Origin of the sequence: Rhodoplanes tepidamans (assembly GCF_030813915.1) — a bacterium.
Classification (GTDB): domain Bacteria; phylum Pseudomonadota; class Alphaproteobacteria; order Rhizobiales; family Xanthobacteraceae; genus Rhodoplanes; species Rhodoplanes tepidamans.
The window spans coordinates 1-1447 of record NZ_JAUSUJ010000059.1 but is presented as its reverse complement, the minus strand read 5'-3'; the positions used below and the strand labels follow the sequence as shown (position 1 = coordinate 1447).

1 protein-coding gene is annotated in these 1447 nt (G+C 73.5%); it reads left to right on the top strand.

Translation table 11 applies throughout. From position 1 onward, the window contains the following. Positions 1–434: 434 nt before the first annotated feature. Complete coding sequence (locus tag J2S22_RS30830) at positions 435–947, top strand: DUF29 domain-containing protein (protein WP_272780889.1); 513 nt, start codon at positions 435–437, stop codon at positions 945–947. Positions 948–1447 lie beyond the last annotated feature (500 nt).

Below are 1447 nucleotides of genomic sequence, written 5' to 3'. Positions count from 1 at the left end.
TGGCCCGATTCGCGGCCGAAAGCGCCCGAACGAAAGCCTCCCCGCGACCACTCTCCGCCCTCCAGGCCTGAAGCGCTTTCTTGCCCAGCCTCGCAAGCGACGGCCGGGACGGGCCGTGCCGCGAAAACCCGGGTTTCGTTGCACTCGACCCGGGCTACGGGGGCGACGGGAGCGTCGTGGCTCGTTCGGGCCCGCGGCACCCCACGTTTTCCCTCCTCATGGTGAGGTGCGAGCGCAGCGAGCCTCGAACCATGCGGCCCCGATGCCGGCCCCTGCACCCGTAGCCCCGATGGAGCGCAGCGACATCGGGGGCAGCGCCGCCCGACCCCAACCGCGATCGTGCCCGCCTTCGGCCGGCGTGCCGGCCGTCCGCGGTTCTGGTAGGATCGCCGGCGAAGAACCGGGGGCGATGGGGGCGTCCCGGCGGAGCGGGCATGAGCCGACAGCGCAGCGAGGCGCGCGCCACCGGGGCGCGCCGCCTCTACGACGAGGACATCCTGCGGTGGTCCGAGCAGCAGGCGGAGCTGATCCGTGCCCTCGGCCGCCGCCGCGACCTTCCGACCGCCTTCGACGCCGAGGCCGTGGCGGAGGAGATCGAGAGCGTGGGACGGTCCGAGCTCGCCGCGGTCAAGAGCCTGATCCGGCAAGTCCTGCTTCACCTGATCAAGCTCGCGATCGAGCCGGAGTCGGACGCCGCCCGTCACTGGGAGGGCGAGATCGTCGTCTTCCACGCCGAGCTGACGGACCGCTGGGCGCCATCCATGGCGCAACGCATCGATCCCGACGCCCTCTGGCGCTCCGCCCGCGACACCGCCACCCGCATGTCGCGCGGCACCCCCGCGGCTGCCCGCGTCGCCGGCCTTCCCGAGCACGCACCGCTCACGCTCGCCGATCTCCTGGCCGAGCCGGTCGAGCCCGGAACACTCGCCGCCCGGCTTTCGTCGTAGGCCGGGCGGAGCGGGAGCGACGGCCGGGCGGACCTCGCCCGGGAAACCCCGGGTTTCGTTGCCCTCAACCCGGGCTACGGGGGCGTCGTGGCCCGTCCGGGGCCGCATCCTTCGAGGCCCGGCGGAGTTTACACTCGGGCCGCGCGAAGCGCGGACCCGGGTGCCGGGCGCCTCAGGATGAGGAGAGAGTGAGGGGACGCGGCGCGGCCACGATCGTGTGGCGCGGCTCCGTCTTCACTCCTCATGGTGATGTGCGAGCGAAGCGAGCCTCGAGCCATGCGGCCTCGTGGGAGCGGGGGCGCGCTTCGTAGCCCGGGCGGAGCGGCAGCGATGGCCGGGAGGGGCCTCGGCCCGAATTCCCGGGTTTCGTTGCACTCGACCCGGGCTACGATCGGAGCCCGCCGCCGCCGTCCTCCTCGTCCTCTCACGCGTCGTCGCCGCCCGAGGACGAGCGCCGAAAACCCGCCGAGACCTCGTCGCGACGAGGACGGCGAGGGAGA

What these genes read in the sequence shown, in the direction of transcription:
- J2S22_RS30830 (WP_272780889.1), top strand. Translation starts at nt 435, where the DNA reads ATGAGCCGACAGCGCAGCGAGGCGCGCGCCACCGGGGCGCGCCGCCTC.